At 43.7% G+C, this 13,948-nt stretch carries 14 protein-coding genes and 1 pseudogene; 11 read left to right on the top strand and 4 right to left on the bottom strand.

Features of this window, described 5'->3' with window-relative positions:
• Nucleotides 1-101: 101 nt before the first annotated feature.
• Nucleotides 102-395 carry a DUF1778 domain-containing protein gene (locus H6973_18300; protein ID MCP5127508.1) on the bottom strand — a complete coding sequence of 98 codons (294 nt, stop codon included), beginning with the start codon at nucleotides 393-395 and terminating at the stop codon, nucleotides 102-104.
• Nucleotides 396-596: 201 nt separating this feature from the next.
• Between H6973_18300 and H6973_18295 the strand changes: the two genes are divergently transcribed.
• From H6973_18295 to H6973_18275, 5 genes are all read left to right on the top strand, one after another.
• Nucleotides 597-1,358: a ParA family protein gene (locus H6973_18295; protein ID MCP5127507.1), complete on the top strand. Its 762-nt coding sequence runs from the start codon at nucleotides 597-599 to the stop codon at nucleotides 1,356-1,358.
• On the top strand, nucleotides 1,351-1,638 hold the full coding sequence (locus tag H6973_18290) for a hypothetical protein (protein MCP5127506.1): 288 nt from the start codon (nucleotides 1,351-1,353) through the stop codon (nucleotides 1,636-1,638). Before H6973_18295 ends, H6973_18290 begins: the two co-directional genes overlap by 8 nt.
• Before the next feature lie 194 nt (nucleotides 1,639-1,832).
• Entirely contained in the window at nucleotides 1,833-2,321 is a 489-nt protein-coding gene (locus H6973_18285) for a YcxB family protein (protein ID MCP5127505.1), read from the top strand.
• Nucleotides 2,322-2,395: 74 nt separating this feature from the next.
• Nucleotides 2,396-3,118, top strand: coding sequence for a DUF4336 domain-containing protein (locus H6973_18280; GenBank protein ID MCP5127504.1), 723 nt, complete (start codon nucleotides 2,396-2,398; stop codon nucleotides 3,116-3,118).
• Between the two features lie 875 nt (nucleotides 3,119-3,993).
• On the top strand, nucleotides 3,994-4,773 hold the full coding sequence (locus H6973_18275) for a GIY-YIG nuclease family protein (protein ID MCP5127503.1): 780 nt from the start codon (nucleotides 3,994-3,996) through the stop codon (nucleotides 4,771-4,773).
• A gap of 32 nt (nucleotides 4,774-4,805) precedes the next feature.
• Here H6973_18275 and H6973_18270 read toward each other — a convergent pair whose 3' ends face one another.
• The gene (locus tag H6973_18270) at nucleotides 4,806-6,032 is read right to left on the bottom strand and encodes a hypothetical protein (GenBank protein ID MCP5127502.1); all 1,227 of its coding nucleotides are present in this window, start codon (nucleotides 6,030-6,032) and stop codon (nucleotides 4,806-4,808) included.
• A 932-nt stretch (nucleotides 6,033-6,964) separates the two neighbouring features.
• On the opposite strand from H6973_18270, the gene H6973_18265 reads away from it, so the two are divergent.
• The 6 genes from H6973_18265 to H6973_18240 all read left to right on the top strand — a co-directional run bounded on the left by H6973_18265 (nucleotide 6,965) and on the right by H6973_18240 (nucleotide 11,407).
• On the top strand, nucleotides 6,965-8,017 hold the full coding sequence (locus H6973_18265; GenBank protein ID MCP5127501.1) for an IS630 family transposase: 1,053 nt from the start codon (nucleotides 6,965-6,967) through the stop codon (nucleotides 8,015-8,017).
• A gap of 255 nt (nucleotides 8,018-8,272) precedes the next feature.
• Nucleotides 8,273-8,941 (top strand): AAA family ATPase, encoded by a 669-nt coding sequence (locus H6973_18260; GenBank protein ID MCP5127500.1) that lies wholly within the window; start codon nucleotides 8,273-8,275, stop codon nucleotides 8,939-8,941.
• A complete protein-coding gene (locus H6973_18255; GenBank protein ID MCP5127499.1) occupies nucleotides 8,938-9,213 on the top strand; it encodes a hypothetical protein in 276 nt (91 codons plus the stop codon). The genes H6973_18260 and H6973_18255 overlap by 4 nt, the downstream gene beginning before the upstream one ends.
• A 12-nt stretch (nucleotides 9,214-9,225) precedes the next feature.
• The gene (locus tag H6973_18250) at nucleotides 9,226-9,474 is read left to right on the top strand and encodes a DUF2442 domain-containing protein (GenBank protein ID MCP5127498.1); all 249 of its coding nucleotides are present in this window, start codon (nucleotides 9,226-9,228) and stop codon (nucleotides 9,472-9,474) included.
• Nucleotides 9,475-9,816: 342 nt separating this feature from the next.
• Nucleotides 9,817-10,695: a site-specific DNA-methyltransferase gene (locus H6973_18245; protein ID MCP5127497.1), complete on the top strand. Its 879-nt coding sequence runs from the start codon at nucleotides 9,817-9,819 to the stop codon at nucleotides 10,693-10,695.
• Nucleotides 10,655-11,407 carry a cytosolic protein gene (locus H6973_18240; GenBank protein MCP5127496.1) on the top strand — a complete coding sequence of 251 codons (753 nt, stop codon included), beginning with the start codon at nucleotides 10,655-10,657 and terminating at the stop codon, nucleotides 11,405-11,407. Before H6973_18245 ends, H6973_18240 begins: the two co-directional genes overlap by 41 nt.
• 108 nt (nucleotides 11,408-11,515) lie before the next feature.
• Here the strand turns inward: H6973_18240 and H6973_18235 are convergent, their stop codons facing one another.
• Both H6973_18235 and H6973_18230 read right to left on the bottom strand, forming a co-directional pair.
• The gene (locus H6973_18235) at nucleotides 11,516-12,130 is read right to left on the bottom strand and encodes a hypothetical protein (protein ID MCP5127495.1); all 615 of its coding nucleotides are present in this window, start codon (nucleotides 12,128-12,130) and stop codon (nucleotides 11,516-11,518) included.
• Nucleotides 12,131-12,641: 511 nt separating this feature from the next.
• Nucleotides 12,642-13,816 (bottom strand): annotated as a pseudogene (locus tag H6973_18230) (IS630 family transposase).
• Nucleotides 13,817-13,948 lie beyond the last annotated feature (132 nt).

The raw sequence follows: 13,948 nt of genomic DNA, 5'->3' as shown, positions 1-13,948 counted from the left end.
ATTAACTTTTTAGTAGAAACTTAACGGTTATCAGCTTTTAGAAAAAAGGCTAACATTACCTTACTCTCAGGAAGAAAAACACATTCATCCCCTACTCTCACTCATTGTTCATCCCAAGGCGCTTTTATAAGGAGCAATTTGCGGAGTTCAGATAGTGGACGCGGAGGCGCATCTAAAAGCGCATTAAAATTTGCCCAAGTATCGGCATTCACTATAAACGTATTGCTATTAAGTACTACAGATTCCGCTTCACGGCAGACAACGTCCAATATGAAGTCAGAGCGCTTCTGACCTAGCAGGGACGCTGCCTGGTCTATTAAATCCCGCTGCCGCCGCTGAGCACGAAGGCAAATAGTGACATTAGCCGGTTCTTTATTCGATTCAATTTTCGCCATAACTGGGTCGGTTGTTCTTACAGCGTATATACAATATGAGTGCGACTTGGGCACTCCTACCATCCTACTTATCTTCACAAGAATCAAGCAAAAATGATTTATAAAGATAAAGCATAGTGAAAGCAATTTGTAATGTACTTATGCTTTATGATATGATATGTTATCATCTGTAATTATTAAACTTTTTATGAAAAACAGTTTATGATTTATGCAGTCCTTAACCAAAAAGGCGGGGTAGGGAAGTCAACCATCGCCGTTAACCTGGCCTACGGCCTGGCCCAGGCGGGGAAGCGCACCTTGCTTGTGGATCTGGACCCTCAAGCCCATGCCAGCGTGATTTACTGCCCAGATATTCCCAAGGAGCTAACCACCAAGGAAATCTTCATCGAAAAGAATCTAAATCTGAAACAGCTTATCCAACCAGCGCTTGTCAACGGAGAACCCACACCTGGTTTATTCATTATTCCATCCAATATCCGCTTGGCCATCACTGCTGAGCAAATTACTGTAAGGACTCATCGAGAAAAGCTGCTTTATAACCATATCAAGAAAATAGCAAAGGACTTTGACGTTATCTTGCTGGATTGTCCGCCAAATCTTGGCGTACTGACCGTTAATGCTATTTATACCGCTGACCAGATTATTGTTCCGACAACCTACGGTAAATATTCGCTGGACGGGATAGCCGACCTGTTTGCTTCCATTGCCGAGGTCAAAGAAAGCGAGAATTTCAAATATCTGATTTTGCGAAATGCCTATGACGGGAGAAATAAGCAAACTAATCAGTTCATCGAATCTCAACTAGAGCCATTTTCTGAAAACTTACTTAAAACCATCATCCGCAAAACAGAAGCGCTCAATCAGGCCCAGATTAATAATGAACCCGTCTTTACCTTTGACCCGAAAGGGAACGGAACCCAGGATTTCTTGGCTTTAACCGAGGAGATTTTAAGTCATGGCTAAAAAACCTCTTACCGGTCAAAGCAAGCTATCTGAAGCCATCCAGCGCAAATCTGCCGAAGAGAATGAGGGCCTTCCGCTGGTGCGCCAGCGCTATAAGCCCAAACTAAAGAATTTTCGTCTTGCCCCAGCCGACATCATGCGCTTGCAGAAAATCACTGATGCCATCAACGGGGAAAGTGAGAGGCCGATTAGCGAAACCGCCGTCATCAAGGGCTTGATTGCCCTTGGGGAGAAAACTGCACCGGATAAGCTGTTGAGGCTGATTCGAGAGGTTTGGTAGGGGAGGGGAGTGCTTTATGCTTGTAAAGCATGCTATAAAGCGTACTTGATTTACTTTGTGGCAAAATATTGGTAGATAAACGGAAGCAGTATAATCAGTCGTTATCGTGGACGCTTCGCGCCCGTCATACCGGCGCTTCATATACTTTCTGCTGGCTAAATAACGTGAACGTCATGCGTAATACATGAATCTACATGGAATCATACAAGCTAAAATACTCCGAGGCGCTGATCCGAGAAGGAATATCGGCATATTGGCGAAAACAGATAGGAATCACCTTTCCGCTTGTTGCTGTGCTCCTTAGTGCCTACTGCGGTTACTTGGTGGTTGCGGGTAACCATTCATGGTTGGTCGGCGTATTGGGCACCGTTGTGGTGATTGCCTTCGCTACAATGGCAGCATCCTATTTCGTTCACCTGAGCAGGTCGTTGAAGCGTTTGCGTAGAATGAAAAGTCCTGAAGCGATTTTGGAGCTTAGTGAAGAAAGATTCAAGATCACCTCTGATATCGGATCTTCCGAAATTCAGTGGTCTTTAGTTCGGAAACTATGGCGTTTCGAGAATATTTGGCTTCTGTTCTTTTCTGGAGGCGAATTCATGTTCATCCCAGTGGCTGAACTTCCCTCAGAAATAAGGGCTTTCATTGAGATGAGACTTGTAGCTAATAATGCAGAAATCGCATAATAAGGCGAATTCTGCCGATGTAAAAAGCCGCGCAACTGAATGGCGTCGTTATACCTCTAAGAGTAATTAACAACATGGTGCTAGATGAATATGTAAAAAATCAAATATGGATATATGAATATCCGGTTAGATATTTTGGAATTGATCTTTTCGGTCGAATGACAGTTATTCGCCTGGAAAATGGCGATATATTAATTCATGATCCCTGTCAGATCGAGGTGGAGCTAAAAGCTAAGATTGATGCAATTGGAAACGTGAAATACATCATCGTACCGGGATCTTATCATCACTTATTTGTCACAGAGTTTCAATCTCACTACCCCAATGCAGAAACTTGGCTCTGTCCCGGATTAGAGAGAAAACGACCCGATATTCCTTTTCAGTGGATACTCGGTAATGAACCTGATCCGAGGTGGAATAACGAATTTGAGTTGGTCGTTATTCAAGGTACAAAGTATATGTGGGAGGTTCCTTTCTTTCATAAACCTTCTGGCACATTGATTTTAGTTGATTTGATTGAAAACATTGGCGACAGTTATCAACACAAAGCATCTAGCCTGTTAAAGTTCTGGTGGAAAGTCGTATTCAGAATGTGGAATAATCCAAAAGCTGCTCCCGAATACCAAATGGGCTGGGGAGATAAAAATTCCGTAAAAATTGGGCTAGAAAAAGTATTATCATGGAACGCAAAACAAGTGATACTGGCACATGGAGAATTAATTGAAACAGACATAGAAAATACACTTAGAAAAGCATGGATGCCTGTCTTAAATTCTAGAAAGAGCTTTTTAAGTTAAAAGCTTCTCTGAGACATTGGCTGTTTGATATCCAAAGAGGAATGTAAGTCATCTGATCGAAAAAGCCAGTATTCAGTGCTAGTGGGTCAAGTGCCTTGAACATCGCTATTAATGAAATAGGAAAAGCATTTTTATCAATCAATTAACTAACAAAGTGAGGGACAATAATGGCCATGAGCAAGGCACTTGACCCACTAGAAAGCAATTTTTAAATATTTAATAAAGCTATTATGCTTTACATTTATATAGATATATATAGAAATTACAATTGCTTACTGTATAAAATTCTTCTGAAATCTCTGCTTACAAAAGCCGATGAAAGCAGCATCGGGGTTTTTTGGCCGTTCCTTATCAGCAATCCAGGCCCGCTAATCCTGCTCCAGAACGTAATCATCTCAGCCAGGGGCGACTTATCAAAGGAAGGCTTTACGCCAATCAAAATAACGTTATAATAACGTCAAAACAAACCTAAATTAGATTTATTTTAACTAAATAATGAAGTTAAACTTATTGAGTTTGCCGCCTTTCCCTTCTTTTGCGCATCAATGGATTCAAAAATAACTCAAGCTGTAGAGACTAATTAGACACTTTATAAAAAACAATATGGATTCTGCATCAATTTTATTCTGATGCACATAAATAATTTTTATCGAATTCAAAAAGAACATTACCTATGAATACTGAATCAGATAGTTATTTCAATGATGACAAATAATAAGATGATGACTGGCTTTCCAAAAATTTATTTAAGTCATCAGCCATTCATGACGTTTAACTAGAACATCTTAATTTCTAAACGTATTGGGATTTAAAAGAAAATCAGTAAGTTTTATAGTGAAAGCTCCCCTACTATTAATTAATAGCAAGATAGACTTATGGTTTCTATGGAGAAACAAAAGAATAGCGATCACTCGTTAGATGTTAAGTTAACGGATACTAATTCAGGGAATGACTTAGTCAACAGTCATATAGAGTTACCGTTAACACCTGCTATCATTAAAAAATTAATATTTGAACTCTTTGCCGGACACCTAGTTCAACGCCAAAAGATTATCAACGAGGTAACTCGAATTCACCTATCCAGGGGCGGCACGCTAGGCCGCACAAAAAGCATAACTAACTCCTTCAAGAAAGCCCTCAACAACATGCTTAGGGAGGGCCACGCAGAGAATCCCACACTAGGTCATTGGCGCATCCTCGAACAGAATTATCAACAATCCAAATCATTACTGCTAGCAACCACTATATCCTCAGTATCACAAGTCACGGAGGGAATTTCCCAACCTAGGATTGCTGCTGAAAAAACTTTCGGCGATGGTTCTGGAGCGATTTATCTCTATTACCTGCCAACCTATCGAGACCATGCGCAGCAACATGGCAAATCGGTTTGGCCCTGTAAAATTGGTCGCTCTAATCGAGATCCCTTAGAGCGAGTAATGAACCAAATCGCAACTGCTCTGCCAGAACAACCTGTGATTGACTTTATTCTCCGCACACCGAACCCGCACGCTTGGGAGAAAGCCATCCACAGCATTTTGACCATTCGAGGATTAAATATGAAAGATAGTCCAGGCACTGAATGGTTTTTGACCTCTCCTGAAGAAGTTATTTCACTGATGAAATTATTCGACCCGACACTTTTTAACAGCAACTGAAGCTCATTGAACGTAAAATGGCTATGGAATAATCATGGCTTCCCCTTCTTCTGAAACCTCTGCTTACAAAAGCCGATGAAAGCAGCATCCGGGTTTTTTGGCCGTTCCTTATCAGCAATCCAGACCCGCCATTCTTGTTCCAGGGAGTAAACATCCCAGCCAGGGGCGGCTTTCTTGGCCTTCTCGTAGGTCTCAGTCGCAAGCAGTATGGCAGGTGGTTTGGTGGAGGGAACAGGCCCCGCTTGTGACGGAGGAACGACCTTGAGCGGCGGAGCTGGCAGAGCCTTGACTTCCTCAACGACGATTTCACCCTCAAAAGGTAAATAGCCACGCGGTAATCCATGCCTTGGTTCTGTTCCCCTTAAGGGCGGCCTATACGCCTGGGCCACATGGGGCTTGCTTGGTTTGAGCACTAAACCAAGCTCGTTGACCTCGACATTGGCTTCAGGATAGACGGTAAGCACTGATCGCAAGTGCTTAATGAAGTTTATTCTAAAGTCAGTGGTACGCTTGTAATCGGCCCCAAACTGCATTTCCAAGACAGGCCAGGGTATATCAGCTTGCTTGCGCAAGTAGGACATGCGGTAGGTAAGCCAGCAGTAAATATCCAACGCCATAGGCGAGCGTTTCAAACTCTTGAGTGCTCCCATATCAATGGGAATAGGGTTATTGATAATTTCGTTGTAAAATTCTTGTCCTAATCTCAGATTGGATTTCCAAAGAGGAATTTGGTCAGGTGATTTTGGGTCCCACCACAAATTGGCCTCAGAAACGATTTTAACGCCAAGAATATTCGTTTTTTTACTGTCGCTGTAAATGCAGGTCACCGAAGAGGCAAAGAGACGAAGCATTTGTTCGCGAAGTCGTGTGACACTTCCCCATCTTCCCCCAGTTGGCGTCAGTCCTAACTCCCTCATGAAATGCGACAGGGACGACCCAAGTTCCAAGATAGGCGAGCGCATACGCACCGCTTCAGAAGTCACCCAGGACACCAATAACCGGGGAATATTTCCATAGGGTAAACCAATTACACTTGGCGAAACGATAGAAAGAGTAAAATTACCGTTACTTCGGCTGAATTCACAGCCGGGAATCCGCCGATGCGGCAATGTGGCTTGGGTCAGTGCTCTGGAAATAAACCCTATCTTACCTGCACTTTTAGCTTCACCAATCTCAATGGCTAGGGTTTCGGTGATGATTTCACTGAAATCCTTATTCTTTTTTTCATCATTATTCTGATCGTCATCTTTGTCTTTCATAGTGATTTACCCTGAATGTTACTTAGGTGATCCACTCAAACATAAATCAACTCTGTCGGATAAACCAGCGCCAGAAAGTTATTCACAGGTAGGCCATTTGGGCACGCATAAACACTCACCACTTACGCATAAACACTCACTGATCTACGCATAAGCACTCACCAGTTTACGCATAAACACTCACCGATCTGCGCATAAACACTCACCGAAAAGTGCCTCAAGTATCGGAAATTATAGGCTAAACAGCTCCCCCCTGTATTACCCTGTACTTACCTTTAAACACCTGTAGGTCCGAAACTGCCTGTTGATAACTCCATTCCCTGGCCACTTTCCAAGCACCAGGGAAAGTGTTTTTTGAGAAAAGAAGGGGAAAAGGGAAAGGTGATTTCAGGTAACGAGATTACCTCAAGGCTTCATGAGGAAATGCAACTTACGCATATTTACTCACACAAATATAGTACAACTAATTAAAATTATTGATATTTTTAGTTCTTTGGTAGCATCAGAAACCACCTCGAAATGAGCAACCTGCAAAGGCCAACCTGAAGGCCATCAGGAGCATCTGCCAAAAACGGCCTGTATTGGCCTCAGATGGCGCGATTGGAGTTAATGTAATGGTTTCCAGCTCTTAAGATGAAAAATGCCCTTACGGGCCTTCCCAGGCCGCTTAATCAAGGTCTTCAAATGACGGAGGAGTTTGGCAAGGAGGTAGGAAGGCAATAAGCTAATCAAAATAACGTTATATAAACGTTAAAATAAACTCTTTTAGAACTCAAATCAAAGTGTTGTTAGATAGAAATAGTCGTAAAAGCAAATATATATAGTCTTCCAGGAAGTTATCCGGACATCAAAATCAACCAAATGGCAAGTCGAATGTCTAAACGACTATATATAATTACACACTAATAGGTGACTGAGCGAGGAGTCTGATTATGGACGCCAAATGGATGTTCGATGCCCGTAAAATACCGGATGAGGTTATGAGTTATCTACGGCGCATTGCGGTTCGGGCGATAGAAGAAAAGGGCTATCGTCCAGAAACGGTTGCGGATTTCTTAAATATCAGTCGAAGTAGCCTTTATGATTGGCTACGCAAATATCGCGAAGGAGGCGAGGAGGCTTTGGATACAAAGACCGCACCGGGCGCACCATTGATGATCACGCCCGAGATCGATGAATGGTTGCGGAAGACGATTTTAACGTCAACGCCGGAAGCCTATGGTTATGACACGGTTTTATGGACGCTAAAGATTCTTGTAGATTTGTTAGACAAGCAGTTTGATCTTTGTGTTTCGGATGCGACGGTTGCCTGGCATTTACACGCCATGAAATTAAGTTGTCAAGTGCCGTGTTATCAGGCGCGGCAACAGGATCCGCGCAAGGTGGACGATTTTCTTAATCATAAATTTCTTTTAATTGAACGAGTTGCTGAAAAGATCGGGGCCGATATTGCCTTTGAGGATGAATCAGGGATCGGGATTCGGACCCGCTCGGGCCGGACGTGGGGTGAAGTGAATATAACGCCGGTGGTCACGGTGAATCAACAACGCGAGGGTTATCACGTGCTGTCTGCGATTACGGCGGCGGGCGAATTAAATTTTGATATTAAAGAGGATCATATTAATGGAAAACGGTATATCGAATTTCTGGAAAAGTTGTTAAAAGGCCGCACCCATCCATTGATAGTCATCGCCGATAATGCCCCGTTTCATCGTTCAAAAGAGGTCAGAGATTTTGTTCGAAGTCACCGCCATCAAATCCGGATGTTCTTTTTTCCTCCCTATTCTCCGAAGATGAATCCGGATGAACAAGTGTGGAATGAGATCAAGCATCGACATTTAGAGAAAGAGCCGATCAAAAATAAAGCCGACTTGAATAGAAGGATTGATGGTTTATTGAGATCATTGAAAGAAAAAGCCGAGAAAGTTCAGTCTTTTTTTAGACTACCTGATACTCAGTACGCAGGAATTCACGAGCTAGCTTAATATCCGATTTCTGGATATCAATTAGGAAGACAATAACTTGAATTTGAGATTTGTTTAGTGGTTATTTCCGGCAAGGACTGCTGCCAGGGTAACCGGTGTCATCGCCCAAAGGTCTTTGAGGCAGCTATCTGCTTGGGTATCCCGTCAGGGCAAGTGGGGAAGGGAGATTGTAATCCAGTGAGTCTGATGTTATTTTTATGCCTAAATAACTTTATTTAGATGTTACATTAACGTTAAATTAACTGGAATGACGCCATGAAAATCGTTGTTGGCGGGATTAAGGGGGGTTCAGGGAAAACCACTGTAGCGACTAACCTAGCCGTTTTGAGCGCGAGAGAGCATGACGTGCTGCTCATTGATGCCGATGACCAGGAAACCTCTACGGACTTTACGGTTCTGCGAAATGAGCGCCTTCCCGAAGGGGCCGGGTATACCAGCATTAAGTTGACCGGTTCGGCTGTTCGCACGGAAACCTTACGGCTTTCCAGCAAGTATGACACCATCCTCATCGACACCGGAGGACGTGACACCGCCAGCCAACGGGCCGCGCTAAGCATTGCTGATGTATTGCTTGTGCCTTTTGTGCCCCGGTCTTTTGATATTTGGACCCTGGAAAAAGTCTCGCACCTCGTAGAAGAGATGCGCGCGGCCAATCCTGAACTCTCGGCTTATATCTTCATCAACCGGGCGGACCCGCGCGGCCAAGATAACGATGAAAGCGCCGAGATTCTCAAAGAGGCGACCGGACTAGAATTCATCAATACCCCCTTGGGAACCCGCAAAGCCTTTTCTAATGCCGCCGCTCAGGGTTTAGGCGTTGTGGAGCTCAAACCCCAGGACCCGAAGGCCAGTGAAGAGATTTTAACGTTATACCAATATGTCTTTAATGTTAATCCAACGTTAAATGGAGAAGAATCGGCATGACGATTACCAAGAAACCCCGATTGGTCGAGAAAGGGAACTTACCCGAAGCAGAGATTGCCGCCTTAATTGACAAGGGGGGTAGTGTGGCCCGGCAGGGGGGAAAGAAATCTGCTCAGAATAAACAGCAATTTATTCAACTGAGGTTGAATCCCGATTTTCTGGCGCAAATCGATGAGGCCCTGAAAAAGCGCAAGGTTAAAATTCCACGCCACACTTGGATATTAGAAGCACTGTGCGAGAAGCTGGAAAGAGAGGGTGGGGAAGTTGGGTAATAGTAGAGCATAATGGATAAAATCATAGAGGCTACTCCACTTGAAAACTACAGAATAAAAATACTCACTAATAGTGGTATTTCAGGTATTTTTGATGTTAAACCATACCTAAAAGGCAGCGCTTTCAAAGAGCTTACCAATGAATCTTATTTTCGTCTGGTTCGTCCAGCTCATTACGGCATTATGTGGTCTCATGAACAAGATTTTAGTTCTGATACGATTATCTGGGATATACAAAATACCTTACATGACGTTGAATAAAGGTTAATTTTATTTTAACTTAACGTTATATTAACGTTGTTTACATCCTCAACTGACGTTTCTTGAAGTTGATCCTTAAGTGAGGATTTTCCAAATGGACTATGGATTTTCCGCAGGTGGAGGAGGGTAGGGGTAGGATTGCAAGATGATAGGCCAATGAAAAACTAGTATGGTCAAAATCTTTAGTTCCTCAAGAGTTCCTGTGGAATCCGATAACCTGAAATCGGATATGACAATAACTAAAAGACGTAGCGCTAGATTGGCTGGTTATTTTCAGCCATATGAGCCAATTTTACAGAAACCCTCAAAGAAACAAAACGCCATGAAACAAGTGTGTATAAAATGGAAGTAACTACAGATATATATCTTGGAGATAGCAAGGAGCAATTAAAACTGCTTCCAGATGATTCTATTGACCTTATAGTGACATCACCACCTTATGCAGACCAACGAAAAAACACATACGGTGGCATTCATCACAATAAATACGTGAGCTGGTTTTTGCCTATTTCTGAACAGCTTTTACGTGTCCTTAAACCGACAGGAACTTTCGTCTTAAACATCAAGGAAAAAGTAGTTGAAGGTGAGCGTAGTACCTATGTAATGGAACTCATTTTAGAAATGCGTAAGCAAGGATGGTTGTGGACAGAAGAATTCATTTGGCATAAAAAAAATTGCTATCCTGGAAAATGGCCCAATCGTTTTCGTGATGCATGGGAAAGGCTTCTTCAATTCAATAAAAACCGGAAATTTCACATGTATCAGGAAGAAGTTATGGTACCTATGGGTGAATGGGCAAATGCAAGATTAAAGAATCTTTCTGAAACTGATAAAATCCGTGATAATTCAAAAGTTGGAAGTGGGTTTGGTAAAAATATTTCAAACTGGATTGATAGAGATAAGGCATACCCAACAAATGTTTTGCATTTAGCAACCGAATGCAACAATAAAAACCACAGTGCAGCTTTCCCTGAAGAATTGCCTGAATGGTTCATCAAGCTTTTTACAAAGGAAAACGACACGGTTCTTGACCCATTCATGGGTTCTGGAACAACATTAATTGTTGCCAACCGAATGAGACGAAACTCTATAGGCATCGACATTGTTTCTGAGTATTGCGAAATGGTGAGGAAGCAATTGAAACCTGTTGAGTTAAATCCATCTGAACCAAAGGCTGAATATGATAACATTAAACCTAGAAGACGTATTACAGTACGTTGAAGAAAACATTGGTAATTTTCACAGACAGCGCATTGAGAGTCTTGATGGATTAAAGCTATCTAAAGTTATTAAAAGAAAAAATCCATACCTGTTTAAAGCGAAATATGTATTGACATCTGAACAAATCATAAAAGGTTTGATAGATGCCCATATATCTTCGAATGAAGAAACCATTTTTGGCGATTGGCTTGAAGGACTTTCTATCTTTATCAATCATAAAGTTTATGGTGGACGTAAATCTGGCATTACAGGTATAGATCTTGAATTTGATAGTAATGGAACAAGAAATATTGTAACAATTAAATCTGGACCAAATTGGGGTAATAGTTCACAAATATCTAAAATGAAAGCAGACTTTACAACTGCTAAAAAAACCCTGAGAACTAGCAACTCACAATTGAGAATTGATGCTGTAAACGGTTGCTGTTATGGAAGAGATAATAATCCAGATAAAGGAGATTATTTCAAATATTGTGGTCAACGTTTTTGGGAGTTCATATCTGGAGACAGTGACCTATTTACAGAAATCATAGAACCACTTGGATATAAAGCTAAAGAAAGGAATGATGATTTTTTAAAATCTTATTCACAGATGATTAATAAATTTACCAAAGAATTTGCGAATCTATTTTGCAAAGATAATGGAGAAATTGATTGGGATAAGTTGGTAAATTTTAATTCTGCAATAGCAGATCCAAAGCAAATAAAATAACAAAACTGGTAAAATATTTATTCTAGTGGATGAGCAGAAAGCTGTTTCCCACTGAACCTCAATCTAAAAATAACTTAGCAATAAACTCAAATCAACGTTAATTTAACTTCATTCGCATTTCTCCATTTCCTTAAACGGACTATGGATTTTCCGCAGGCGGCGCACGGCGGAGGAGGGTAGGGGACTGAACCCGGCCTGCTGGCGTCGTTCATTCATGCCTTTCCAAATGGATATCAATTGCCGGTAAACAGGTGTGTAGGGTTCATACGGTAGCGTTCTCAATTCATGGATTAAGGTATCGGCTTTCCGGTGAAGCGCCTGTTCCAAGAAGTAGGCTTCCAGGTTGCGGTAAGTTTCCTTGTCCAGACTGACAAGGGCATGGTTATCTCGGTAGGTGAGGGAATAGCCAAAGACTCGCAGGGGATGCCGCCTGGCATCCTGGATTTTACTTTGTTCTTCTGTAAAGAAAAGGTGTTCACCCTTGGTGGATAACAACAGAAAAGTGTTCTGATAACGAATATATTGCAGACTGGCCTGTCCTAATTTCTTCCTACGGTAACGCTGGTATTTGGAAAGACCGATTTGATATTTCTCTAGCAATTTCTGGTCAATTCGTTCGGGGTCCTTTCCTTTGGGAATATCCCCCAGCACATAAAACCAATACCCCCGCTGTAGATAGCAAACGGCTGTTTGCTGAATAAAACCCCCAATCGACTGGGTCAAATAGTGATAGCTCATAGCGCCTCCCTGGTTACGGTTTTAAGGAAGGGAATTGTTTCTAAGGCACAATTCCACTTAAAGCCTGAACCGTTTACATAACCAAGCGCTGCCTATGGATTAAACCTCCTCATTAAAAAACCCCAACTCAAACCCCAAGTCATCACCCTGACCCAAGGGAGCCCAGCAAACCCAAAAATGATGAATGTCATCTCAATTCGTTGTCTCATGACCAGGACCGCCAGATCCTAGTCATGACACCACAAAGCTTCCTGCCAAGGAGCAAAACACACTCCGAGTGGCCTACGTCCACCGCAAGCGGTGAACGCAGGAATCCCAAGAGCGCGCCTGCACACTGTTGATAGGCGCTTAACGCGCGTCGCTTCTTTCGTCGTCGCTGGGTATTCGGACACCACGCCGAACACGCAAACGAGCCGTGACTGCCTTGCCACGGCATCGCCAGGCTAAAGACTCCTTAGTAAGTGCTCATTTCCTGCATCGCAGAAAGCGCTGCTTACTAGTGGGCTGACACAGAAGTTTTGACAGGTTCAGAGGTTTCTAGGTCCACCGGGGTTTCAGAAGATTTCAAGGGAGGATAGAGGCGCTTGAGTTTGACCCGGGCCAAGTCGGTGCCGAACTGCCAGTGGATTTTGGTCTGACGTAGGTTGCGTGGGCCTTGCCAAGCGGCGATTTCCTTCCGCAAAGTTTCGAGGTTCGCAATGCGGCGATTCAAACACTGGCCGGCGAGAACAGCGAACTCACATTCCGCCATATTGAGCCAACTGCCATGCTTGGGGGTGTAATGAAATTCGAGCTTGCGGGTGATCCGGCGGGCTTCCTCTGGAGAAAAGACACTATACAAGGCCGCAGGAGTGTGGGTATTGAGGTTATCCACGACCAACCGGATTCGCTCCGCCTTCGGAAAGTACACATCAACGAGTTGCTGCATTTGCTGGGCAAAATCGCGTTTGGTGCGCTGTTTCGTGACATTAACATGACGCCACCCGCGCAAGGGTTGTACGAATAGAAATAAATTGGCGGTGCCTTCGCGTTTGTATTCACAGTCATAGCGCGCCGGTTGACCCGGGCGGGCGGGTTGAGGACAGCGGGTTTCGCTGGTCAATTGCACCGGACTTTCATCGAAGCACACTTGGGGGTATTGAGGATCATCGGGTTCGGCGTACAGGTCCAACACATCCTCCATATGCCAAACATAATCGGGACTGACACTGGGAATACACCATTCTTGACGTTGCCAGGGTTTGAGGTCGTTTTTTTAAGGATGCGCCGCACACTCTCACGGGAAATGGCTTCGATGGGCCGGAGTTCCATGAAGCGGTCCGCTAACAATTGGAGAGTCCACTGACAACGGCCAGCGGGCGGGGTACTACAGGCCAAGGCGACCAGAAAGGCGGCCTGTTTGCCGGTCAAGGCCGGGGGCAAACCGACTCGTGGCCGCTCGCTTAACGCCGCCAGCAACCCTTCGTCGACAAACCGTTGACGGGTACGATGAACGGTCGAAATCCCCAAGTGAAGGCTTTGGGCAATGGCCTCATCCGTCGCCCCTTCCGCAGCCTGCAGCAACACATGGGCACGGGCAACCTTGCGCGCCGCTGCCTTGCCTTTATGAATGACCTTCAGCAGGTCTTCCCGCTCCTCTTCAGTTAGATCAACCAGATACTTGTGGGCCATGGTGATTCCTCCTGTTGATCTCAACCATAGGGCACCCACCGCTACCTGTCAAAACTTCTGTGTCAGCCCACTAGGTTCTATTGTTGTGGTGGCGTACTTCTAGTGGTGGCGTACCGCCCCGCTTCAATCCAC

The sequence above is a fragment of the Gammaproteobacteria bacterium genome, from assembly GCA_024235095.1.
Taxonomy (GTDB): Bacteria; Pseudomonadota; Gammaproteobacteria; order Competibacterales; family Competibacteraceae; genus UBA2383.
The sequence above is the reverse complement of the archived record's forward strand: the minus strand, read 5'-3'. Positions and strand labels throughout refer to the sequence as shown.

Coding starts and splice junctions, on each gene's coding strand:
- H6973_18300 (MCP5127508.1), bottom strand. CDS start 395: ATGGCGAAAATTGAATCGAATAAAGAACCGGCTAATGTCACTATTTGC.
- H6973_18295 (MCP5127507.1), top strand. CDS start 597: ATGATTTATGCAGTCCTTAACCAAAAAGGCGGGGTAGGGAAGTCAACC.
- H6973_18290 (MCP5127506.1), top strand. CDS start 1,351: ATGGCTAAAAAACCTCTTACCGGTCAAAGCAAGCTATCTGAAGCCATC.
- H6973_18285 (MCP5127505.1), top strand. CDS start 1,833: ATGGAATCATACAAGCTAAAATACTCCGAGGCGCTGATCCGAGAAGGA.
- H6973_18280 (MCP5127504.1), top strand. CDS start 2,396: ATGGTGCTAGATGAATATGTAAAAAATCAAATATGGATATATGAATAT.
- H6973_18275 (MCP5127503.1), top strand. CDS start 3,994: ATGGTTTCTATGGAGAAACAAAAGAATAGCGATCACTCGTTAGATGTT.
- H6973_18270 (MCP5127502.1), bottom strand. CDS start 6,032: ATGAAAGACAAAGATGACGATCAGAATAATGATGAAAAAAAGAATAAG.
- H6973_18265 (MCP5127501.1), top strand. CDS start 6,965: ATGGACGCCAAATGGATGTTCGATGCCCGTAAAATACCGGATGAGGTT.
- H6973_18260 (MCP5127500.1), top strand. CDS start 8,273: ATGAAAATCGTTGTTGGCGGGATTAAGGGGGGTTCAGGGAAAACCACT.
- H6973_18255 (MCP5127499.1), top strand. CDS start 8,938: ATGACGATTACCAAGAAACCCCGATTGGTCGAGAAAGGGAACTTACCC.
- H6973_18250 (MCP5127498.1), top strand. CDS start 9,226: ATGGATAAAATCATAGAGGCTACTCCACTTGAAAACTACAGAATAAAA.
- H6973_18245 (MCP5127497.1), top strand. CDS start 9,817: ATGGAAGTAACTACAGATATATATCTTGGAGATAGCAAGGAGCAATTA.
- H6973_18240 (MCP5127496.1), top strand. CDS start 10,655: ATGATAACATTAAACCTAGAAGACGTATTACAGTACGTTGAAGAAAAC.